This is a genomic window from Legionella qingyii, from assembly GCF_003990155.1.
GTDB classification, from domain to species: Bacteria; Pseudomonadota; Gammaproteobacteria; order Legionellales; family Legionellaceae; genus Legionella; species Legionella qingyii.
In genome coordinates this window covers 17,281-41,096 of the sequence record NZ_RZGX01000026.1, presented here as the reverse complement: position 1 = coordinate 41,096, position 23,816 = coordinate 17,281, and the positions used below count along the sequence as shown (strand labels likewise).

Sequence of the window (23,816 nt, the reverse complement as noted above, 5' to 3'; positions counted from 1 at the left end):
GGAAACGTAGGTGCCTGATTTTTATCACTTCTTATTTAAAGTGTCTATTTAAAATTCAATAAACATCTAGGAATTCTCATATCAATCTGTTCTATTCTTAAACTTTGATGAAATCGCCCTGCCCCTGTTTAGGGCAGCATGGTTATCGCTAGTTTTTATGTAGTAAATTCATTGGGTTAAAAAAGATATAATATAGTTTTTATTGACAGAGTAATCGATTCTTTGTACTCTTTTTAATCTCGTTTGACATTATTTAGTACCTTATTTGAGGATTATAATGGGTGTTGCTCCTAAAGTAATATATGTAAAACACAATAGTGTTGAGCCTGAATTTTATACATTTGTTGATGCAGTGTATAACAATTTCTACGAAAAAGCAGAGGAGATGCTTAAAGTATACCCAGATTTCATTAACACAATTATCACCCCCACAAATCAATCTCCTTTATCCTCGGTTTTATCTAAGAAAACAATTGATTACACGATGCTAAACATTCTCGTAAAACATGGTGTTGAATTTACTTATCCTATTAATACAATGGGAGATTTTGCTTTAGATCTCGCCTGTAGAACGAGGGATTTGCAGTTGATTAGCTATTTAGTCGCTCATGATGTCTCAATTTCAGAAGCTGCTATTCACAAATTATTATTTAAAGCTAAAGACATCAAAACTCTTAATACTAAAGATATTAAGATGCTTCTTAGCATAATTCATCAATTAGGAGGATTGGCTGAAGTTGGCGAAATGATAGATGACCAAGGTCGTACTTTTAAAGCTAAAGCAGAGCGAATAAATCTAAGCAATGACTCATATGGAACGTTGCGTTACAATCTATGGAATTTACTGAATTTAGCTGAAAATCAAGAGCCAGATAAGGCTGAACGAAATGATGCAAATAAAATATTAGATGAAGAACTAGCATTAATTACCCATCGCTATTATGAGAAAGAGAATACTGATTTTTCTTTAGGAAATTCAATAACCTCTTTATTTGGAGCAGGAGGTATGCCAATAGAATTTCCTGACGACTCTGTCTATGAATATCAACAGAAGCCTTTAAATCAAAAATAAGTATAATTTAATTATACTTGGTGACAAAAACAAATATCTATTTTTGTCCGCAAAATAAGCATTTTTATAATCTTATGATAAACTGCACTTTCTTTTACTTTTATAGAAATCCTTATGTTTGAAATATATAAAGATAATCACTTTATTATGTGCTATGAAAACCTAAACAATAGTTCTGGATTCACTCATTCACTCTCTATAAAGAACTTAATAACAAACAAGACCACAGGAATGTGGGTAGATCCGACTCACACAAGTACGGATGCGAAACTTCTGGATAAAATTCTACGATTACAACTATTGAAACAAACCCTTACTCAGGATGCATATGAACATGAAGTGGCTTGCTTTATAGAACGACTCATAGAAAATGGTGGTTATACTTGTCTTGAGATTTCAAGTTTAATGAAAGACGCATTAAGGCATCATAAAGACCCTCAGCATTTGTTTGAAACCATTAAAAACGTAGATGTTTCATACATTCGCAATGAAGATATTGATAGGTTCCATAATATTCAAGAAATGAAAAATTCTGTTGCAGAATTTATAAAAACTCTTACCGAATTCATCGGTAATCTTTTGTCTGTACCATCTGATACTTTAGTAACATCAATATTAGTAAAATTTAATATTTATCAAAATCCTATTGCTGATGATGAGCCAAATGGACCAATAAATATAAAATCTTCAATTATTTAAAATCTTCTTCTAGACGAGGAGGGCCGGGGTATTGCCCCCTCTTGTTTGATAACCATAACGCACTAGCTTATCCTTGAATCGCTATTAGAATGCAAATGGCTGATGCCTAATTACTACCTAAGAAGTGGTGTTATAGTTTCTTTTGAATCATTGCTCTCTATTTCAGGGCTTTCAGAATTCCCTATGTCTAGAGTAAAACTCTTAGAACATTTATTTGCTTGGGTTATGGTATCTGATAATGCTGTGAGTGGCGGAGCGTCCATATTCTCATGATCTTGTAGTGCGTGTTCATTTTTTCCGGCTTTATTTGCTGGTTCTACACGTGCATTTTCCCCTTTGCGTTGCCCAATATCATCTCCATATAGATCTTTTGATATTTGATTCAAGAACTTTGCGAGCATACTATCTTGATAAGTTCTACTTCCGGGATATTTTTCTTCAACTGCCCCAATTCCACCAGCTCGAATCGTTGCCAACATATCTTTGCTAAAATCATTTTTATTTATATTTAGATGAGAAATGTCATGAAAAGTATCTGAAGCAGAGCCTCGCCCTATACTGTAAGCGAGCATCTTGCCAGATGGATCATAAACTAGAACTGCAACAATTAGTTCAGGCTCTTCTTCTTCCTCTTCCTTTTTTTGAGGTTTATTTATAAACATTGTATCTTCAAGTGCTTCCTTTTCTGAATTCTCATCATTTTCCAAATTATTTATCAAATCTTTTTTAATTTCTTCTTCTCTTTCAATGATTAGAATTTCCGCTAATTGATCCTCTTTGTCTAAACTAACGATCATCTGAATATAAGCCGCTTCCTTGTTGTTTTTTTCTAAATTCTCTTGTTCTAAGTGTGGGTTGGACATAACAATGGCTCTCGGTGAATAAAAAACAAATATTATGTATTATAATAGGTCAAATTGAGTTTATTGTCTAAAACTAGAAAAGGGACCCTATGTTGTTAAGGCCTATCGCGCCAATAAAATTGAGAAAATAGGGCTCTTTAAAAGTAATGAGTTATAATCGTTTGGATTATTTATAGCGGTTTTAGCTGTATTGATTTATTTGATTACTCGTGATGAATGAGTCACATGTTATTTTTGTAGTTTTGTAGCCAGGGCTCCATGATACGGAGCCCACGAACTCAGGATTTAAACTCTCATGGGTTTATATTTTCATTGATGATCTTAGTGTGGAGGCGATTAAAGTTTCTAATACATTTTTTTTACCCATATCTGCAGCTAATGTTATAGCCGACATCATGTCACTATCAGCCAAACATGGATTAGCTCCATTACTTAGAAGAATTTCAATCAAATCCATGTCGTTATCAGGATAAAGTTTTACTACTTCGTTTAGAAATAGAGTATGTTTATTTGTTTTTTGGTATTGAAGAGGGGAGTTAATTAATTCTTCAAACTGATATTCAAAAATATCAATAAGCTCTTTAATTATTTTTTCGGCTGATTGCAACCGACCACATTTCATATAAGTAATTGCCTTGACTAGATCTTCAGGTATATCTTCTTTAAAAGAAGACGGATTTGTTCTGGATATTCTGATTTTACTGAACATTATTATAACCTCATATTATTTTTGTTAATGATTATAAGAACATCCAAATTGTATCGATGGTTTTAATCTCAATGTCCGAGAATATAAACCCAATCATCTTCCTTTTGGGACATGGATCTTAAAGTGCTAAAATCTAAACAGCAAGTACTTAATAAAAATATCTATGTGGTGAAATTTGAGCCGCCCAGCCGACAACTATCTATCTACCTTCCTATACAAATAAATCGCTTTTTCACCTGCTGAAATTAAGTAAAACTTAAGTTTATCTGCTATTTTTCGCTCCAAGTAAAGATGAATGAGAAGTGAAACAAATAACATTAAAATAGCGATCGAGATTAAAAGAAAAGGCCTTTGAGTTGACCCGGAAAAGAAATCATATATGTTTTTACCAGCCCGATTGTGCAGTAGATACAATGGATAGGTTATTCCTCCTAATGCCAACACAAATACAGTGTCCCTCATGATAAACTTACGAATAGAAATTAAATAGAACAGGAAGTAAAGACACCATACAACTCCCACAGCAATAAATCTGTCTATCTCAGAAACACCATAATGCAATATAAATCCATCTATTGCCTCCATAGCTCTAAGTGAGGAAATTAAAAGAGTGATGGAGAGGATAATGATATGAAACACTTGATATCCGCCTCGTGTTGCGAGAAAAAAAACAATCCCGGCGATAAAATATGAAGAATATTCAGGTGAAATAAACCAACCTAAGAAGAATGGTTGTTTAAAAAGTAAGAAACTAATGGTTAATATGAGCCATATAGTTATCCAAACCCTATAATATTTTAAAAGGTTACACACCAGCAACACAAAAATAAAGAAATAGAATTTGATTTCTACTCCCAGAGTCCAATAGACCCCATCGATATCTTCAATGCCAAATCGTGTATTAAAAAGAGTAAGATTGGCAAGCCAGTATTTAAAAGTAATTTGACTTGCAGTGCCCTCAAGAATAATTGCTATTAAAGCAGTTATCGATACGCAAACCCAATATGTTGGATATATTCTAGTAATTCTAGAAATACTAAATTGAAAACTAGTGCGCCCAGAAGCAGAAGCAAAAATCACGAAACCACTTATGATGAAGAAAAGGTCAACGCCAAGGTACCCAAATTTAGTGAAATTATATAGACAAGTAGCCAAAGCAGAGTTTTCCGTAGAATTTTCTATATATTTTGCTTGGTAATGATAAATCATGACCGAAAGAGCTGCACAGAAGCGGATTAAATCAATTTCCCCAAATCGTTCTTTCTCGCCAACCATTTCATACTCCGATTTAACCATCCAATTTAAATGCTAAGCTGGCTTTGCTGCATAACTATCGGTCCATTTATCTGTCACTAATTTTAGATGTATCGCTAGCTTTATTAGCGATATCATTTTATTGACTATACTACAACCTATATAGGTTTTCTGCTTTTTTCTTAATATCCTTTGAATGCATCAAACCTCCAATTCGACAGGCTTCGGCTAAAGGTAATTTAGAAGAGACGATAAAATTAATAGACATCGTTAAAAAAACAGGGGGCATTGATGCGGCAGGACTTAGCAGCAAACAAACAGCTTTACATCGTGCAGCTGAAAAGCAATATGATGTAATCAGTAATTTACTTTTACGAGCGGGTGCTAATCCAATATTACAAGATAAAGATGGAAAAACAGCGCTTAATCTTTACTTTGGCAAGATGCCTTATTAATTAGGCAAGGTAAAACTAGCCCGTATTTAAATCGACAGCCAGCAAATACAGAAGAAAACCTAATTAAACATGCTTGTATCGAACTCTCTAAGACGAATAAGTCAAAAGAATATTTTACACTTACACAAGATGGTAATCTTATTTTTGCGGACAACCCAATTGAATTGCCACATTTATCAATGCCATTCCAAGAAAATTTGTTTCAGCAATTTGGCAATTATTAGGCGGTTTTTTAGCCTTATATATTCTCCTTTTTTGAGTGGGTAAGACGCAAACAAAAAAACAGCTGAAATTGCTGGGGCTGGTTCAAAATAGAGGCGCAGTAGATGGGAGGGGACATTTAAAGGCCATAGTTAATACACAGGCGTTGTTATTTTTACATCACAGCGCAAGTCAAATCCGCATATCTTAAGTCTGATTATTTTGATAATCAGACCTAATTAGATTTCCGTTCACAACGTTAGATATATGCAATATATTTAGCCATTATCGTTGGAGCGTAAATAATGAAAGTACAGAAAATCAAATTAAGTCCTTGTGATTTCAGTTGGCTGGTTCTTGATGACAATCATTTGCCGATTAAACCAATTACAGATTTCATTCGATATCTTAATAATGTTGATAAGTCACCGTGTACCGTCCGAAGCTATGCTAACCATCTGAAGCTGTTTTGGGAGTTCTTGTCAGAAAAGCAAATACAATGGTCTAGAATAAACTTGGCAAACTTAGCCAGTTTTGTTGGCTGGCTAAGGAATATCAATAGCACCAACCAGGTAATTGACCTTCACGTCAAATATCGCATTGATAATCTCAACGAAGTAAGAAACAAAACAGGCTTAATGAATATGTATTCATTAACTTTAATTCCTATGAGCCGCTCCGTTATTCAGCAGTCAAAAAACTATTTAGTATTCTCAGTGAAAAATGTAGCTTTTATATTCGTCCACACATGCTTCGTCATACGCATGCTTCATCGTTGATTAATGCTGGCTGGGATATGGCGTTGGTACAACAACGATTAGGTCATGCAAGCATACAAACAACAATAAACACTTATACGCATATTGATAATAAGGCTATGAAACAAGCCTTTAAGCACTATATCTCCACTCAGGAGAATGGCCAATGAAAGCAATAGCATATAATCCATGTAACCAATCAGAATATGACGCCCTACTTGATAAAGATGTTTGGCTGGCTAGTGATGTAGGATTAAGCCCTGCTGCATGCCAAGGAGCATATTATTTACCATTTTCAAATGTTACTACTACGTGGTTAAAAAAAGCAGCCATGAAATTCGTACGTTTACAGGCAGCAACGAGAAGCTTTTCAACTTGTAGAGGATATATAAGAAGTTTTAATCATCTGGATTCTTACCTCCAAACACTGGAAATTAGCTTAGCCCCTAATAATATCAACCGAGCACTTATAGTTGATTTTATTCGGTTTCTATCATTAAAAGGTTTAAGCCCCATGACCAGAGGCATAACATTAATAAACATCAGGCTATTTTATCAGGTTGCCTTACAAGAGGAATGGCTAAACTGGCCAGCAAAGCCTATCATATTTGATTCAGATCTTCCTCGACGCACGATAATTGTCCCACGGTACATCAGCAATGAGGTGCTGGTTCAGTTAAAAATGCATCTTAATGGATTAACTGATTGGATGCAGCGCTTTGTTATCATTTTGATGGAAACTGGCAGGCGAATTAGTGAAGTTTGCCATCTCAATTTTAACTGTCTGGAAAAAGATAATGATGGTGATTGGTTTCTTAGAGTAAATGAAAATAAACTTAAAAGGGTTCGCTTAATTCCTATCTCTAAAGCTTGCGTTGATGCTGTTATGGCCCAGCAAGAATACTTGAGACAAACAGCCTCCAGATTGCAGTTTCTTTTCCCAGGATGCGTCGTATCAAAATCCCCTACTGTCTCAGCGCCCCATATTAACAGAGTTTTAAACAAGCTTGCCGTTGAAAAGAATATTATTGATACCAACGGGGTGGTATGGAAGTTCTCTTCACATCAATTTAGGCACACGATAGGTACCCAGATGATAAATTCTGGTGTGCCACAGGTAATGGTTCAACATTATCTTGGCCATGAGTCACCTGAGATGACTGCACGCTATGCCCATATTCATAATGAAACTATGAAGGCTGCTTTTACTGATTATCAGGAGAAGCTTATAGATATCCAAGGCAAGGTTAAATCCTCCGACGATCAGATTAATGCGCGTTGGCTTAAGAAAAATATTATGACCCAAGCCCTGCCCAATGGCTTATGCGCCCTTCCTCTCACCCAACAAAAATGCCCCCATGCTAATGCCTGTTTAACCTGCGCACACTTTAGAACATCAAAGCAGTATCTTAAACAGCATAAATCCCAGCTGGACGAAACTGCTAAAGTCATTGAAAATGCAAAACAAAATGGCTGGCAACGAATTGTTGAGATGAATACTGAAGTAGCCAGCAACTTAAAGTTAATTATTAGTACATTGGAAAATTAAAGCGATGAATAAAGGCACAGAAAATCAAATTAAGGCTCTAAAGGAAGCAGCACGTGGAAAACGGGCTGCTACTATTGAACGGGTTTTAGTAGCTTTAAAAGCTATGGAAGAACAATCATTACCTATTAATTTTGAATCAGTTGCAAGTTTTGCTAAGGTTTCAAAAACCTGGTTGTATGCATCTGATGAAATAAAAGAATTAATTATTAAAGCCAAAAATGAAGATGGGTATAATCTTTATATGAAAAACCAAGCTGCCAAATTAATCACTAAAGATAAGGAAATTAGTGTACTCATCAAGCAAAACAAAATGTTGAGGCAGGAAATTGATGAATTAAAAAAACAACTCGAAGTAGCATATGCTGCGCTTTATAAAAAAGAAGATTAGTTCAATTGTAGTACTTTAACCTTGTGTTGATAAAACCACTCTCAATTTATCTCGTAGTTTTATCAACACAGGGTTAACCCTCAATAGTTAGGCCTATCTCAAAATTATATCGGCATATTTTTCTGGTGCCGTTTTTTTATCTAATCCCAAGTCTTCTTTCAAACGAGCTGGTTGATGCTCAGCTGTAAAAAATGAAGCTATAGTATTAGTAAAATATTGGCGGGGCAAATAAGGTTTTCCCAAATGCGAATAAGTTGGTTTGCCTTCCAACACGGCTTGATTCAGTAGCGCACCAGGTACCGCTTGTGCGATTCTATCTGCAGCAGATGCAGCCTCATTCCCCGTAATATTAACCCTTAAAAAAGCACTCTGGTAAATAGGATCATTAATGGTTAATTCAGGTACTTTAATCCGACCCACAATACTATCTGGTAAAATAATTTTAAATTGATCGTTTATCTCAGGATGTTTTCGATAGATCTTTAAAATCTCTGCTAAATAAACATCCAAATTTTGTATGCCGGGATGGAGACCAAGACGAACTTGCATGTTCGGATGCTTTTTTAACTCTGTTAATAAACAATCCAAAAAGCCTGAATCGATTTCAACTGGTTGAGTGGTGCTGCTTATGAATGCTAATGATTTATCTGGTGAAACCCGTAAAGTCTCTTTGAGCTCCTTGGGGCTTTTTGTACTTCCAGAGCCTGGTATATAAGCATTGTCAATACTTAAATGTCCAGTGACGAATAGACTATCACCAGGAACCTGAAAATCTTCTTTAGCTGTGTCCAAAGGGATAGCCCATTTAACATTGGATTTTTTGCCTAAGGAAGATACATGATTCCATAAGCAATGGTTATCTGGCTTGAACATAAACTCATAAGCCATTAATACTGGAATATTGAGAGACTCTGCCAACTGGAATGGAATTTCATTGTTTACAGATGGTACTCCAAAATAGGAATAATCAATCTGTTGGCTTTGAATATATTGCCCTACCATATTAATTTGTTGTTTAGTTAACAACCCTTCAGGAAAGGAGTCTGAGTTAGATTGGAGAATTTCAAGAAGTGATATTTTATTAACTAATGATGATGATTGGAAGCTATCCACACGTTGTTGAGCAGCTTTGGTTAGTGAAATAAGAACGGTTTTTTGTCGGACATCATGCTCTAGAGCATTAATCGTTTTTAAAGCTAAGTCTGTATCACCTACACTACTAACAAAAAATGCTATTTTCATAATACTTCCAATAAGTCGTGGAGCACAAAAAAAGGACATTTTACAATTTTTTACTATGTTATTTCAATAATAAGACTGAATGTTTTACAGTCTAAATTCATTAAGATATATTTTTAATATCTATTGAACTTAAACAAATGTCTGAGATATATTTACTACCTAATCGTTATGAACGTTGTGAACGACATCCTCTTGGTTCTTTTAATATAGATAATCAGACTTAAATTAATTGTAGTATTCATAGTATTCAATGATAGAAATTAAGCGTATATTCGCGTTCTTCATTGAGGTATTTTATGAAAGTCCAAAAAATTAAATTGAGTTCTTATGATGTCACATGGATAGTTCTTGATGACAACCACTTGCCGATTAAACCCATTACCGAGTTTGTTCGCTATCTAAATAATGTAGACAAGTCACCGTGTACAGTGAAAAGCTATGTGTATTGCTTGAAGTTATTTTGGGATTATTTAGCTGATAAACAACTTAATTGGCAAACCATTAACCTTGCAAGCTTAGCTGGATTTGTGGGCTGGTTAAGACAGTCAAAAGAACCAACTCCGATAGTTGATCTACATGAAATCCAAGCGGCAAGAAAACCTGCCACTATAAACGTTATTCTGGGCTGCTTATCTAGTTTTTATCGCTTTCATAACCAACTTGGTAACACAGATGTTAAAGTCACTGAAACAGTAAACTTACCCAATAATCGATATAAAGCACTTTTGCATCATGTTTATAAGAATAAACCTTCACTCTGTCAATCAAACTATTTTTGAACAGTTCTATAGACTCGCTGCATGAGTTCGCCCAAAATAAATTTGGCTTACGCCTGTTGTAAATTTTGCGACAAACCCCTTGGCATACCATAAGGAACTATTATTTAAGACAAAGAATAACTATCTGAATCTTCATCTTCAGAACTAGAGTCAGCTCCATATTCAGATTCGGATGCAGAATTGTCCCTATCAAAATATTCATTCAAACATAAGTTAAATAAACATCGTTCTGAATAAGACAGATTTTGGTGAATGTAATCAAAATCAACACCGTCCTCATCAGCATACTTTAAGATTAAATCAGGCACATCGGGCGCTTCATCCAATACAATGTCAGTCATATCATCAGTAGTTAAACAACGAATATGATTAGCATCTTCTTTATGCAGATTTATCAATTGTTCCAAGGAATAACCTTCGCTAAGTGGTTTTTCCAGGTTATTAAACTCAAACAGGTCAGCCAGCTCGTCGCAATCAAAGGAAGCGATATCATCAATAGAAAGATGCTGATTTTCCAAGAGCTCCAGGAATTGCTCATTGCCAAGAAAATCCAGCATATCAGCAGAAAATGATAAGATTGTTGTTAAAACATCGGCATCATCCTCAATAGCAGCGATCACTTCGTCCTGACAAATGAGACCTAACTGTTCGCTGGTTAAATCAGTTAATTGAGCTAAAGTGACTTCATTTTCAGCGATAGCTGACAACAAACAATCACAATGAATTAATTCTATTTTTTCAAAATCTATAGACTTAAAATCAGTAAGTGAATACCCATTCTTGAGTAATAGTTTAAAATGCCGCTGCACATAACGAATCTTTTTCTCTTCTTCATCAAATACCTCACGGCTGATGGTTTTCAAGACCTTACCCCGGCCATCGGCAATGGTTTTATATAGAGTACGTTCGGCTTCAATAATAGAGGCCAGGCGTTTATTAGCAGTGGTCGGCGTATCAGGCAAATCAAAACTAAAATAGCCGTTTTCATCCCTGTAAATCAAAACACTATTTCGTTCTCTTGCCAAACTTTGCGCCTTATCAACCAGGCGTACCTCATTAAATGCGGATAAATAGTCCCCTAGTGACTTAATTACATTTTTCCGTTCTTCAGTATGAGGAGCATGCTTTTTAAGTGCTTCTTGCACTGCTAGATACATCTCTTTATTAATGCCGTATTTATGATGAAATATCGTTTTATAAGAACCACTAAAGGACGGATATTTGGCTTTGAAATGATAAGCGACTCGATCTTCAGGCATGTAGGCCAAAAAGGATGTTTCACGTTCGGCAACGATTACATTCCCCAAAGTGATCAGCCCCTTTTTAAATAAGGATGTAAGATGCGATGGCTTATGCTGTGCATAATCGCTTAAAGGATGCAAACTCAAATACACTTTACCTGAGTAAGGGCGTTCAGCACGCAAATTCTCTCTCCAGCGCGGACGTAAACGCTCATCTTTATGGCCTTCGTATAATTTTACACCAAACGCATATTTTAATGCATGATTAGGAACATCACTGGTTGAGAGTAAGGGGCGCTCCCTGCTCTCCAGATAACCCGCAAGAATACTGTTTCTTTTTTTCAATTCAGCATCTAGCCAGCTAGGAAATCCATCGTAATCTGCTGAGTATTGTTTTTGTAACAGTAAAAACAGATTTTGATATGCGTACCCATTGAAAGAACAAGGATCGCTTTCCTGCATTTCAATCAATAAGTTTTGTATTACCACAGCAGCTTGGGTTAAATGTACATGAAAATCGGGATTATCTTGCTCTTTATTGAGCATATCACGATACCCTTCTACTCCTTCTGCATTAAAAACTGCACTGGAATATTGCGGTTTCCCCATTTCATCCATTTCACGATGTGCTCGCCGAGCTTCGGCATCCCATCGACTTGTTACGTAATGAATCCCGCGATATTGAGCGACTAGAAACTTGGTATTTAATGATGCTAAAAACTCATCGTTAACTGACTGGCCAGCCTTTAAGCGATCATTAATAGCATTCAAATCGCTTTTGGCTTGTCTTCGCGCGAAATTACTAGGACGTCGGATGTCAGCTCTCAATTTGGGTGTGGTATCGTTCACTTGCTTATGATTTTTGAATGCCGTGAAAAATTTACCTGCTTGAGCAGTATTACGATAAATATTAGCCTGCAGATCTTTCGCTTCACGTTCTTTTTTGGGTGTTTTTATAAACTCTTGTTCCTCGTCACTGTCTGAATCATCAGATAAACATTCACTATAATATGTTTTAGCAAGTGTTTCTTGTTGAGCAAGCAGTCTGCTAAAATAATTCAGCGAACGGTTCTTGCTTTGAGGCCGCAATTTATTGATAGCGGCACGTAAGCTGAGGCAAGGTTCTTCCGTTAAATCATGACGCATCGATTCATAGATGTATTTATCAATTAATGCATAAAGGACGTCATCAGATTTTTCCGAGTGAGGCAAAATATAAAATTCGCCCTTTAAAAATAGATAATGACGTGTAGTCGTTTGCATATCATAATCTTTGACAAACTCCATTTTAAAAGATCGTGGAATGATCTCCCCCTCTTGGGTGCATTTGCTATACAATTCAAGATCTGTTTTATTGAGTAACAGAGAATCTTCAATCTGTTTTTTAATCTCTAAATTAGCCTTTTTTTTATCCTTTGTTTTTAAATCATTCAGATGTTTTAACAGTTTGTTGTATTCCTCTTTTTTTGAGGTATCGTATTTTTTGGTCAGGGATATCAACATGAAAATTGGTACTCTAAGTTTGAATAAGAAAAAAGGAGCGATTGTATTTCATTTAAAAGGCAAATAACAAGCACCTTGATTTCTGATTGATCGCTCAATGACCTTACAGGCAACGAACTAGAGCTTTTGGACTGAAAGATCACCTGGGTATTCCTGGGCGGCGTTTCTACTGGAAATCAAAAGATAAAAGAACCCATAATATTCATTTGTTTGAACAGGGATCAACAGAAATTTTACGTCATATATTTTTTAGGGATTTTATGCGTAAGCATGAAGACTATGCAAAAGCTTATTCTGTTTTAAAATGTTGTCTGGCTGAAGTATTCAATGATGATATAGAAAATTATGTCAATGGCAAAAGTTCTTTTGTACAAATCATTGACTATCAAACAGGTACAGCTCGAGATAAGCAATTAAAAGCGCAGCAATTATTAGTAATTTCTGAAGAGTGATAATTTCCTTTACTTCCTCTTGAGATTTTTGAATCACCTTTTGTAAGTCTTTGCCTGGCATTATTGGGTTGCATGCCTTTATAAGAACAACAAGACCCAATAATTGATAATTGAAAATCAATAGGTTACATGTTAACTCGTTTATTGATGCTCTGCTGAAAATTCACAATGTATCCTATGAACCTGGTATACAAAAGTTTTTCATAGAGGCTAATTCGGAAAATTTGCTTATCACTACTTCTATTTGTTGTAATGATCCGTTTGTATTTGTGGCCCAAATAATAGGTGCAATAATTTCTTTATTTAATTGCTGTAAAAGCTGTGGATTATCAAATAAAGTTTTTAACTCAGATTTATATGTTTGCAAAGCAGTAGATCTATCTGAATAGCCGAGGGTTCTTATGACTTCCTGTTTTAAATTGCTGCCATCATTACTTGCCAATAAACAATAAATAAGCAAATCAGATATAGGTTTATCATGGGCATACTTTTGGAGCAGTCCTCTAAATAGATTAGCGCGGTTTTTTCCTCGATCATAATCAAACCAGAAAGAAAATATATTCATGGTGGACTTATTCCGATTCTTAAGATAGCTTTGAATTGCAGCTAATGTACCATTGGGTGGCGATATTGCTAATTCATATTTTTCTAAGGCCAGAGCTTGTTTATTTAATAGAACCAAACGACAATACAACGTTTGCATTTTATAAGGATTCTTTTTTATTAGCTTATCAAGATTTTCGGTTACTTTATTGAAAACGCTTTCGAGACTAGGATGCAGTTGATGTTGCAAAGATGTGTAATCTTTTTTTATATCCAAAAGTTCTTGATTTACAGCTTTTCTTAATTCTGATTCATTTTTACCATCCATCATCGAGCTTCGACGTATAATTGTATGTTCCATTTTACCTGGGAACTTAGCATAAATGTTTTTAACAACCTCATCTGTTTCATATAATGGTTCTTCTGTAGAACCTATTTGATATACATCTTTTATTTCCTTATTTAAGGAAGCTAACCTTTGAAATAATATATCAATATTAAAATCTATCTCATCAGAATCGATTAATTTATTGACCTCTTCTTGGAAAATGCTTATGGATTTTTTATGGAGTTTAATTAAGGCCTCGAAATCTTTTTGGGGGTTGAATACTATGCCGTGTTGACTTAAATCTTGAGCAGAGAATTCGATTGTATTTAATACGTGATTTGGATACTGATCATCAGGATGAATTGTAATATCTTTCCATAAAATACCATGTCTTGTTTCCCACTCATTATTACGCTCAAAAGTATAAGCAAATGGAGTAGGAATGTTATTCAATAAAATTGGTTTGTCACCGGGAGCGACAGAGGATCTTAGAGGAACATTCTTCTCTTGCAACCTTTGCCAAAGAGTACAAAGTAAGTGCTTTAGCTGGGGTAGCTGACTAACATCGCAGTCATTGAAAAGATAAATACAAACTTCTTTCCCCATTTGATCTCGATCGCATCCTCGTTCATCTCTTGTTCCATAAAGCCAGTTCTTATTTAATGGTTTTTCAAGTTCTTCGGTTCTTCTATATTTCGCTAATCCCGTGACTTTATAATAATTAATTAAAGGATGATTTTTTAAAAGCTGCTCGAGGATATCAAAAACAATATCTGAGTTATTACCACAAGCTAACCATTTAGTATCGATTCCAATACGTAATTGATAGTTAAAAAATTCCCTACTTCTTTTCGTGCCTGCTCGATATATTACATTTCTGTAATCAAAATCAGTTTTTTCTTTTGCCATTTACCGCACCTCTGTAGTCATCACAGGAATTGAGTTTTCAATTAACTCCTGACCTTTCGATTGGTCATCTTTTTTATCTTTTGGAAACATACCATGATGTTTGAGGTAATAAGATTTTACGATGGTTTTTACATAAATACGGAGTTCAGCATCGGCATTTATCGTTTGCCTGTAAACGTCATCTTGGTACAATGAACAAAGGGTTCTAGCCAATTTTTTTGGTTTACCTGATTTCTCTTTATATTCTGGTTTATCTATGTCCTGAGATTCCATGGACTTCATTAGCTCCCTATAACTCATATTTTCACTCAGTTGGTTTTTATAACTATCTGCAGCCAAATGAATAAATTCCTTATGACACCACTCGTAAATAGTAACAAAACCCTCTGAGAGAAATTTTATAGGATAGGAAAAAATGATTAATGGAACAGCTATGAAGAAAGAAACACCACAGGTTAAAAATAGAGTAGCCTGGCTTGTCGTGTCCTTTAGATCAAACAAATAATCTAAAGGTTTCGTAATAATAAAAAGAGGTAAGGCCATCAACAGGCCTATTGTTCCATAAATAATGTTCAGACCTTTGGTAAAATAATCATCTGGAGAATCCCAGCCTATCCAAAAAAACGGATTTGAACCTATATAATTGGAGTAATCATTCAATAAATCAGCTACTTTTTCTATAGAGCGTTTAAGTAAATCGATAAAAGCAACAACAAGCCCTGAAAATAGTCCAATGGACCCACCAAAAAAGATACCTAGATATTCTCCGGGAGATCCAAAAATTTTTCTTAAAAATTTTCCTCCAACAGACTTTCCAAATAAAAATCCTTTCCTAATATAAGATTCAATTCTCATAACCCTCACTCCTAAAAAAGTAATATACAACTTGTATCTGTAGTCGACATTAATTTAGTTATCTGCAAACCTAAAAACTAAAAATATTTTAAAATTTTACTGTTAAAGGATGTCGATTTTCACTTTTTATTTCAGAAGTATTTGTAGCACCTTGAACTTTAAATAATATGACGCCCATGTTAACTCCAATTGCTCAGATGTAGTTAAAAGGAGGCAAGTGAGAAATTCGTTGAAAAGTTCTTTACACGAGTTGCTTCGCCGAATTAAAGTCTCAAGAAAAAGTAATTTACTTTTTCATATTCTTTGCCGCAGCGACAAACCCGTTTAATGATTAAAACTAAGTGATGCACTAGTTCTCTAGCTGTCCATAACGAGAAGATAGGTCGTTAGAAATAGTATACTATTAATATATTAAATTAAAATTAAGTTCACTTATAAAAATTGATAAAAAAATGCAATTTGAAATTACAAGTAACTAAATATTTTCTGCGGTGTGTTTACAAATTGATCCTCACCGCCTAGGCAACTAGGCTTGCTTGAGGCTCCAGGGAAATGTTCAATTGAGAGCAAGTTTTTTCATATAAGTCATCCCAAGCAGGATTCATTTTCTCACTTAAATTTAATTTCCTCTGCCTTTGGTCACGCATGCTTACCGAAAACTCAGAATGTACCGTATTGGGAAATTTTTGTCCTTTCTGGGAAATATGGGTTTATTCCCTACTCTAAAATATATCATTTTATTTTTTGAATATTTAAAATATCAAATCCTTCTATATCTATATTTTGGTGCTATATCCGAAATGGGATTTGGTATTTTTCCGTCCGGTCATATTGGCATTTGTCGATTCCCTTGTGATGGATGCCAAGTGCCTGCTCGTAAGCTCCCACTGTAGATTACAATTATAATATTAATAACAATGGCCAGTTTTCCAGAAGTTCCTTGTTTTACTGACTGTAAACACAATGGCTTAGTAACAGTTTTAGCTGTTTTCCTAGCTACTTTCTTTAGGATTGTAAATTTACTTTTTTGCTCCACAATCGATATTACTGCTTGCTGATGTGATGAGCGTCCGAAAATAATAGAGGAAAAACACGCCTAATTGATTGGGAGATCGATACAATTATCGGAGAGTTTGTAGATCGGCTAGTGACCCCTGATATCAAAAAAATGGAAATGACATATTAATATAATTGATTGGATATACTTTGCTCAAAAAGATTAAAATGGCAACTGAAAAAAATAGAATAGATAATCATCTTAGATTCAGGAGTTTTTTATGGCCCAAATGAAGCACGAATCAGTACAACCCTCAACGCCTGCAGAAGGAATGACGAGTAGCTGGATCACCGTTCGAGTGGTTGACAATGAATATTATAAATATCTAATGATTCTAAATGATAATGATAGAGATGATATCTATATCTCTGCTGAGGATTTTGCTTCTAGACCCTACGAAGCAATTAGCAAAGCGATTGAACAACAGCTGCGAACCCGCCCTCTCTTATTTACTAAGAAAATGGAGAGGACCAGTGTAAAAGGAATGGAAGTAACCTCTACCTCCTTTGATACTTATCTCGCCACCTACCTTGTAGAAGTTCAGATTCCTACTTCAAGGGTAGAAGCAACAAAGAAAAATACGACGACGCTTTATCAAAATGCTTTTGAGCTACCTCAAGGTAGCTCAATTAATCCTGGCCAAGTTAAACGCCTGGTACTTGATGTATTGAAATTGGAACGCCATATCCTTTTATTTGCCAATAATCCTACAAAAGAACTTGCAAGCCATGAGATTGCAGTATTTAAAGAAAACGATAGTTGGTTTTACTGTTTAGCTGGTGAGAAGCAGGTTTATGAATTGCCTAACGAATATGCTCCTAATTGGAGACAACCTTTTTATAGTATCTTAGATTTTTTTAGAGATGATTTAGTACAGCGAGGACGCGAATATAAAGATTATTGTGATAGTCGTTATGGGGACAATGCAAAAGTGCTCGCAATGCAAATTTTGACCCAAATAGCTGCGGCTGGGCATATACCCAAAGATTTCGGACTTAATTATCATTTTCCTTTGGAGTTGTCTTGGAACTATGATCCTATTAATTTAGCTCTAATGCTCAACCAAGCAGCTCTGCAGTCTGGATCCAATTTTTCCCAATTATCACCAGAGTTGCTCGCAATTATTTTTGCTGAGGCAACAGGTAAAAAAACCGCACAAGTTAGTCCTTACATAAGTCAAATGAATGCTTGTGTTAAGGATGTCTATAATAACCAAATTGCCCCCCAACTGATTTGTAAGGCAGACTGGGGACAAACACCAAGTCTAACGCTCTTCTGCCCTAATGATTTAGCGCTTGTGGATAAATTTTATAAAACAGGATTGCTTCCATTTAGCGAGTTTGTAAAATTAGACAAAAATAATTATCAAATTACGATTCAAAGCTCAAATGGACCTGGGTGCAGCGGGGTTTATAAAGCGAATCAAGGCCGGGAGCTCGCTATTGCTTTTGCTTCGCAAAAGGAGCGGGATGCTTGGGTCAGTATCATGGGGTTGAAACATGATTTTTATAATGAAGGTGTTGGTATTTGGAAGGATCACCCCAATAGTATCTACTTCACCGAAAAATATTTTACCATTCAAGAGGTGAAGCAATACCTGGCGCAAAAACAACAAGAACAAGAAGGATTTAAGCTGTACCTTGAGGAAGCCGCTCAAGATTCTAGCAGCCCTCAAGTTTCTTTAAGTCTGTTTAGCAATTTACTCACAGCAAAGAGTATGACTCAGCATATGACAGAAAGTTTAAAAACCTGTAATGAGCAGATTGTAGCCTCTAAATTGTTGTTAGATGTTCTTAGAAATAAAATTTCTGTGGAAGATGTACAGGAGAAATATGCACCCTTTGTTTCCATTATTAAAGAAGAAAAGGCTTTAGCTAACATTTGGGAGCAAATTGAAAGGAAAAGAACTCTTTCTCAAGGGGTATAAAAAGCCTTGATTATGCTGCGCTGTATCAAGGCTACCATGCAAGTATTGTAGTCGCTTAGTCTTGATACAGTGCTAATTATTATTTATGTAGTTGACGCTAATCACTTTAAATTTTTGATATTTAATCAACCCTGTTATTTACTTAAATAGTACCTCATAGATTTAGGTGCCCTCCTTTGGTGATTAGGAGCTCTCATATTAAGGCACTTGAAAGTGCAATTATTCCTTTTATAAAATTGGCTAAATCCGAATTAAAAACCCCGATCATTGATTTTTATGATTCAAGAACAGAAGATTAACGATCTTTTAAACATTTATTATGGAATTGATATTCACGGGGCACAACTCATCCTGGGTGGTGCTGATCTGAACGCTTTTGGATATAAAGCAGATTCTAAATCCAATTCTTATTTCGTAAAGCTTAAATATGGAGTTCATAATGAAATTAATTTCTCAATTATCCGTCTCTTGCATGATTCAGGAATAAAAGAAATTATTTTTCCTATCCATACAATCGACGGAAAATTATTTCAGCAATTGGATCATTTCAAAATAATTGTATATCCATTTATTAATGCGCCAAATGGTTTCACGCAAAATTTAACAGAAAAACAGTGGAACCAGTTTGGAAAAGTATTAAGGCAAATTCATGAAACAGCAGTTCCCGCCTCTATTCAACATCAATTAAGAAAAGAAACCTACTCTACTCAATGGCGTAAAATTGTCAGGTCCTTTTATAGTAAAATTGAATTGGATGCGTCAGATGATAAGATTACTGCTGACTTCAAATCTTTTTTTAAACAAAATATCGACTCAATTCATCAATTAGTTGATTCCTCAGAAGAACTATCTAAAACAATTCAACCTGATTTAACCAAGTATGTTTTATGCCATTCTGATGTACATGCAGGCAATCTATTGGTTAATGGGGAGTCTATATACATTATTGATTGGGATGAGCCCATTTTAGCTCCCAAAGAACGAGATTTGATGTTCATTGGAGCTGGCGTTGGTAACGTCTGGCATAACCCTCTTGAAATCCATTACTTTTATGAAGGTTATGGTCAAGCAAACATCGATAAAACAATTTTGTCCTATTACCGGCATGAACGAATCGTCGAGGATATTGCCGTGTATGGACAAGACTTGCTTTCACGTGCTCAAAACGATCAGTCCAGACTCGAAAGTTTTAAACATTTTAAGGATATGTTTGCTCCAAACAACGTTATTGAAATTGCTTTTGCTACAGGACATTAGAAACCTCTGTGCAATCAATTATTTCTACGTGCAGTTTAACCGCTCATTTCTATTGAATGAAGAAACTGGATTTTTTAGATAAGCTCTTAACTACCTCCTCGATACACTCCTCTACCCCACTTCTGAAACTGACAAGATCCGCGGCTGTTTGTCCTCGCTTATTGACAATGGTGCAGTCAACACGCTTATCTTGGAGCAAACGCTTCACACAGTTCAAATGACCGCGCTCCACAGCATCATGCAGAGCTGTATAACCTATATTATCCTGTTGATTGGGGTTGAGTTTAGGATCAGCAAGGAATAGTTCAAGCACCGCGACATCTCCAATGGATGTGGCCCAGAACAGGATGGGCTCAGATGTTGCAGTACAAGCATTAATATCAATACCTGGGGTTTTTAGAAGCATTTTGACAATGTTGAACGCGTCGTTATATTCCTCTCCTTTTTTCCCGGCCAGTTTTTGTATTGCCTCTGTCAAAGGAGCGGTGCAATAGTGGTCGCTCGTTTTGACTACTTTGACGTCAGGATAAGTGAATAAAAATCCGCGGATGGCACGTACATCGTTGGTACGAATAGCTATAATTAAATAATCTATATTTTCCTTTACAATACCAGGATTGCTATTTTTAAATGCCTTAAAATATTTACGATCCGCTTTTCTTTCGTGTTTCTCATGTATAAGGAGTTGTTGCATTTCGGTATCTCTGGTCATATTTACCACAGAATCACCACGATATGGGCGTTTGAATAATGTCCCTGGATATTGAAGCAATAACCTTACTGTATCGGTATGTTCATTTTTAAGAGCTAATTGTAACGGTGTAATCCCATTCACATCTTTTGCTGCCGTATGGACATCACCATAATACACCAGGCTCTGAAGATTTTCATTTTGACCTGATAGAGCTGCAGCATGAACAGGGGTTCTGTAGCTATGCGTAGTTTTTTTCATAGCCTCTGGATGAAACTCCATTAACGAGTTTAAAATCTTTGGATCTTTAGAAGCAGCATAATAAGCACTATATTCGCTAGGTTTGGCACCATGATTTAGTAAGGCATTTACTAAGTCAACTCTATTCATCCTAATGGCGCAGTCTAATGCATTGTCATCTTTTGTCTTTGTTGTATCTGCCCCAGCCTTAACCAATAGATCAATCATCTCAACAGATTGTACCAGGCATAATGGTTCTTGGTTGTGCCAATTGGGTTGATCCACTGCATTGGGGAACATCTGGATAAGTGAAGCAGCAAGAGCAAGGTTATTATTCATTACTGCAAAATGCAATAAATGATATCCTTGGAACTGTTGTTCCGTTAAAGAGGAGGATTTTAATTCGTCTAAATCTTCATGAGTCACTTTATCATTAAGGAAGCGGTCTAATAACTGCAGCCGAGAATTCATTTCAGGAACACGTGTTATTTGAAGAGACTGTAATTGTTTATCAAACTCCTCTCTTGATTGGCGTGTAGCTTTCAGTAACCAACCTTTCACCATGAGTTCAATCTGTAAAATCTCCTGATTTTCGTCTGAACTGAAATGGTCGGTTAATAGCGTCCTTATTAAATCCAGTTTGCCTTCAGGTAGTAACTTTTGGGTAATTAACCGCATTAACAAATGGGGCAATGTTGGATTATTAGCGTATAGAAAAAGATATTCGTTCAAAAAGAATTGTTCAAAAAACCGAATCGTATCGGTAAAAAGCTCATCGGCTATGCTTTCAGGTAAAAATAAGCGATATTTTATTTTTAAAGCGATTAACTTATTGTGAAGATCGCAATTCCCTACTGTTTGAAACTCTCCATCAATACTATCGTGATAGACAAGACCGAGAGTTTCATGCAAATCTTGTTGGATGAATGTTTTATTTGCCTCATAGCTATCTTCATAAAGAGTGGCAAATACTTTTTTTGTTACATTCTCAGATTTGGTAATTGTGTAATGCTCTGTTGTACTGTCAGTACTGCATCCTCCGCCATTATTACGATATAAGTCTTTTTGTTTGATGATAAGATCGATACCATGCCCAGGCCAACCAGTGAATAATTCCACCCCTGACTTTTTACTGTCCTCTTCCATAGATAACCAATAATCATCCGTGTATGGGAGCATACCCGAATAATTCGCCAGAAAATAATAGCGCATTGCTTTTATTGTCATATTTCTAACTTGCCGAATAGCGTCCTGGTGTTCTATGTAGCTATCATTTTGCTCACAATGAGACATGTAAGCATTCATCAAATGCACTATAAATGGCGCTGTGTAAAATGAATTACTCCCTGTAAGTCTAACAAGATTGCCGTCGACAGGTATTGATCCACTCAATGCAAATAAATGGCCGAACATTTGAGTGTCTTTCTTGATAGAGGAAAATGTTTTAGTTTGTAGATGATGTTCTTCAAAAGCGAGGGCACTGTCACTGAAATCATTGATGTTATTGGAAGAAAAATTGAATTTGCAGATATAACTTAATGCGTTGGAACGCTCATTACTACCCTCTTTGGTTAAATTTTTTATATGACGAATAACAACATTGAAATCCAAATCAGGTTTAAGCGTCTTAAAATGGCTGTTTATTTTTTCACTTTTATACTGAGGATTATAAATCGCGACAAGAGCGAGGCAATACTCGACATCTACACTAATACCTGTTGTAACAATCGATTGAGTTAAATCGAGGATTGTCCCTTCAGAAACACCATTTTGATGAAAATTAGCGAACGCCTCACCTATTATCTTTTTAAGAAGCCCTGCAGAATTCTCCTGATTTTTACATAGTTCAATAATGGTGACGAATTTGGAGCTGATGCTCCAATCATCCATAGCAAGTAACGCACTTAAAATTGTTCTTCCATCTGAATATGTATCAAAGAGTGATGAGGGATGTATCTTAACTAGCGTTAATAACAGGTCGTTTCGGATTGTATCGGATCTACACGCTTTGTTTTCGAAAATCAAATCAAATACTGACTTACCATCATTATTTCTATGTGTGACGTCAATACCTCTATTAATAAGCAAAGGTGAAATTTTTTCAGCACTGAATTTTTGAGAAATAATCGCAAGTTGGAGGTAATTATTTCCATCATTATCTACGGCATTGATATCAAACAATTCATGATTAACTAATGCATTAACATACTCCATGTTACTCGATTGTTTTCCCTCCAGGGCTAGAGCCAAAGCAGTTTTTCCATTATCATTTTTGACGTTAGGATCTGTCCTTTTGTGGTTAATTACACTGACTAGTTGATCTCTATATTTGAACATATCCTTGAACATCATATGGAGCAAAATGGTGTTATGTTCAGATGTTTTCTGATTAGGATCAAACTTATCATGGGCTATTAAAGCTTTTAGGGAATCACTTGATCGATAATCTGTGGAGTTAAAAATGCATTCGAAAAGAGTCTGGCCGTTTGCCAATGTTTGATTGACATCAAAGTCGTCATTTCTAAGTAATAAGTCGAAGGTATCATATTTTAAGTAATTTGCCAGATTATCCGTTCGTATCTGTTCTATATAGTAACCCAAGAACCCATTACCTTGCCTATCGAAAACATTTACATTTGCGCCTGCTGTCATCAACGCGTTGAGGTATTCAGAAAAATTTATTTTTTTTGCATGTTCCGATTTAGCTAATACATGCAGTATCGAATCCCCATCATCAGTAACATCAGAAATTGCAAATTGGTTTTCTTTAAGTTTTGTTAAAATCTCATCCGGTTGCTTCACTTCATTGATAAGAGCAAGAAGACTTATGGTGTCCATTAATAA

18 protein-coding genes and 1 pseudogene are annotated in these 23,816 nt (G+C 35.5%); 11 read left to right on the top strand and 8 right to left on the bottom strand.

Features of this window, described 5'->3' with window-relative positions:
• Nucleotides 1-277 precede the first annotated feature (277 nt).
• Nucleotides 278-1,072: a Dot/Icm T4SS effector AnkJ/LegA11 gene (ankJ, locus tag ELY20_RS15385; RefSeq protein ID WP_110144037.1), complete on the top strand. Its 795-nt coding sequence runs from the start codon at nt 278-280 to the stop codon at nt 1,070-1,072.
• Nucleotides 1,073-1,186: 114 nt separating this feature from the next.
• Nucleotides 1,187-1,771, top strand: coding sequence for a hypothetical protein (locus tag ELY20_RS15380; protein ID WP_126955731.1), 585 nt, complete (start codon nt 1,187-1,189; stop codon nt 1,769-1,771).
• Between the two features lie 113 nt (nt 1,772-1,884).
• Here ELY20_RS15380 and ELY20_RS15375 read toward each other — a convergent pair whose 3' ends face one another.
• From ELY20_RS15375 to ELY20_RS15365, 3 genes are all read right to left on the bottom strand, one after another.
• Nucleotides 1,885-2,634, bottom strand: a complete 750-nt coding sequence (locus tag ELY20_RS15375; RefSeq protein ID WP_110144039.1) for a hypothetical protein — start codon at nt 2,632-2,634, stop codon at nt 1,885-1,887.
• Nucleotides 2,635-2,935: 301 nt separating this feature from the next.
• Nucleotides 2,936-3,343, bottom strand: coding sequence for an ankyrin repeat domain-containing protein (locus tag ELY20_RS15370; RefSeq protein WP_110144040.1), 408 nt, complete (start codon nt 3,341-3,343; stop codon nt 2,936-2,938).
• 195 nt (nt 3,344-3,538) lie between these two features.
• Nucleotides 3,539-4,618: an acyltransferase family protein gene (locus ELY20_RS15365; protein WP_158618895.1), complete on the bottom strand. Its 1,080-nt coding sequence runs from the start codon at nt 4,616-4,618 to the stop codon at nt 3,539-3,541.
• 164 nt (nt 4,619-4,782) lie between these two features.
• On the opposite strand from ELY20_RS15365, the gene ELY20_RS17215 reads away from it, so the two are divergent.
• The 5 genes and pseudogenes from ELY20_RS17215 to ELY20_RS15345 all read left to right on the top strand — a co-directional run bounded on the left by ELY20_RS17215 (nt 4,783) and on the right by ELY20_RS15345 (nt 7,948).
• Entirely contained in the window at nt 4,783-5,052 is a 270-nt protein-coding gene (locus tag ELY20_RS17215) for an ankyrin repeat domain-containing protein (protein WP_110144056.1), read from the top strand.
• A 506-nt stretch (nt 5,053-5,558) separates the two neighbouring features.
• Nucleotides 5,559-5,795: pseudogene (locus ELY20_RS17050) on the top strand (site-specific integrase); the annotation flags it as partial.
• 110 nt (nt 5,796-5,905) lie between these two features.
• Nucleotides 5,906-6,181: a tyrosine-type recombinase/integrase gene (locus ELY20_RS17045; protein WP_233590625.1), complete on the top strand. Its 276-nt coding sequence runs from the start codon at nt 5,906-5,908 to the stop codon at nt 6,179-6,181.
• Nucleotides 6,178-7,560, top strand: coding sequence for a tyrosine-type recombinase/integrase (locus ELY20_RS15350; protein ID WP_110144042.1), 1,383 nt, complete (start codon nt 6,178-6,180; stop codon nt 7,558-7,560). The genes ELY20_RS17045 and ELY20_RS15350 overlap by 4 nt, the downstream gene beginning before the upstream one ends.
• Before the next feature lie 4 nt (nt 7,561-7,564).
• Complete coding sequence (locus tag ELY20_RS15345; RefSeq protein ID WP_110144043.1) at nt 7,565-7,948, top strand: DUF6262 family protein; 384 nt, start codon at nt 7,565-7,567, stop codon at nt 7,946-7,948.
• Nucleotides 7,949-8,041: 93 nt separating this feature from the next.
• On the opposite strand, the gene ELY20_RS15340 is transcribed toward ELY20_RS15345, so the two are convergent.
• Nucleotides 8,042-9,190 (bottom strand): hypothetical protein, encoded by a 1,149-nt coding sequence (locus ELY20_RS15340; protein WP_110144044.1) that lies wholly within the window; start codon nt 9,188-9,190, stop codon nt 8,042-8,044.
• Between the two features lie 296 nt (nt 9,191-9,486).
• Here ELY20_RS15340 and ELY20_RS15335 point away from each other — a divergent pair, with 296 nt between their 5' ends.
• Entirely contained in the window at nt 9,487-9,969 is a 483-nt protein-coding gene (locus ELY20_RS15335; RefSeq protein WP_110144045.1) for a site-specific integrase, read from the top strand.
• A 104-nt stretch (nt 9,970-10,073) separates the two neighbouring features.
• On the opposite strand, the gene ELY20_RS15330 is transcribed toward ELY20_RS15335, so the two are convergent.
• Nucleotides 10,074-12,713, bottom strand: coding sequence for a hypothetical protein (locus tag ELY20_RS15330; RefSeq protein ID WP_110144046.1), 2,640 nt, complete (start codon nt 12,711-12,713; stop codon nt 10,074-10,076).
• A 131-nt stretch (nt 12,714-12,844) separates the two neighbouring features.
• Between ELY20_RS15330 and ELY20_RS15325 the strand changes: the two genes are divergently transcribed.
• Nucleotides 12,845-13,165 carry a GrpB family protein gene (locus ELY20_RS15325; protein ID WP_126955730.1) on the top strand — a complete coding sequence of 107 codons (321 nt, stop codon included), beginning with the start codon at nt 12,845-12,847 and terminating at the stop codon, nt 13,163-13,165.
• 175 nt (nt 13,166-13,340) lie between these two features.
• Here the strand turns inward: ELY20_RS15325 and ELY20_RS15320 are convergent, their stop codons facing one another.
• Together ELY20_RS15320 and ELY20_RS15315 are read right to left on the bottom strand one after the other, a co-directional pair.
• Nucleotides 13,341-14,945, bottom strand: a complete 1,605-nt coding sequence (locus tag ELY20_RS15320; protein ID WP_110144048.1) for a cytochrome P450 family protein — start codon at nt 14,943-14,945, stop codon at nt 13,341-13,343.
• Nucleotides 14,946-15,800 carry a hypothetical protein gene (locus ELY20_RS15315; RefSeq protein ID WP_110144049.1) on the bottom strand — a complete coding sequence of 285 codons (855 nt, stop codon included), beginning with the start codon at nt 15,798-15,800 and terminating at the stop codon, nt 14,946-14,948.
• Nucleotides 15,801-17,077: 1,277 nt separating this feature from the next.
• Between ELY20_RS15315 and ELY20_RS15310 the strand changes: the two genes are divergently transcribed.
• Nucleotides 17,078-18,784, top strand: a complete 1,707-nt coding sequence (locus ELY20_RS15310; protein ID WP_110144086.1) for a hypothetical protein — start codon at nt 17,078-17,080, stop codon at nt 18,782-18,784.
• Between the two features lie 276 nt (nt 18,785-19,060).
• On the top strand, nt 19,061-20,041 hold the full coding sequence (locus tag ELY20_RS15305; protein WP_110144087.1) for a phosphotransferase: 981 nt from the start codon (nt 19,061-19,063) through the stop codon (nt 20,039-20,041).
• 49 nt (nt 20,042-20,090) lie between these two features.
• Here ELY20_RS15305 and ELY20_RS15300 read toward each other — a convergent pair whose 3' ends face one another.
• On the bottom strand, nt 20,091-23,810 hold the full coding sequence (locus ELY20_RS15300) for an ankyrin repeat domain-containing protein (RefSeq protein WP_110144088.1): 3,720 nt from the start codon (nt 23,808-23,810) through the stop codon (nt 20,091-20,093).
• Nucleotides 23,811-23,816 lie beyond the last annotated feature (6 nt).